Consider the following 353-nt stretch of genomic DNA (forward strand, 5'->3'; position numbering starts at 1 on the left):
ATGGATATATCGCAGACGATATGGTGGGGGTATTGGACTTGACTGGCAACAAGCTTTTCAGTCCTCAGATAAAGCCTATGTCAAGAAGTATTGTCAGGTGAACCAAATTCATTGTCGATGGCTAGAGCAAGACTTAATAACGGAACAACATCACAGCGGGATCGTATCGCACCCTGATACTCATCTGGATTGTTGGTTTAACCATATGAGCTTCTTCCATCACTCGTCGCTCCCCTCAGAATTATTGTCTCTTATTATGGAGCAAGGATTCGACTATTTACCTTTCGACACCTTATGGGGAGATGGTACCTCGATATCAATAGAAGAAATCATCCACATCAGAATGTTGTACG

1 pseudogene is annotated in these 353 nt (G+C 42.8%); it reads left to right on the forward strand.

Annotation, left to right across the window (positions count from 1 at the left end):
* Window positions 1-353 (forward strand): annotated as a pseudogene (locus CWC16_RS20175) (hypothetical protein); the annotation flags it as partial.

Source organism: Pseudoalteromonas sp. S3776 (genome assembly GCF_005886915.1).
In the GTDB taxonomy this organism is placed as follows: domain Bacteria; phylum Pseudomonadota; class Gammaproteobacteria; order Enterobacterales; family Alteromonadaceae; genus Pseudoalteromonas.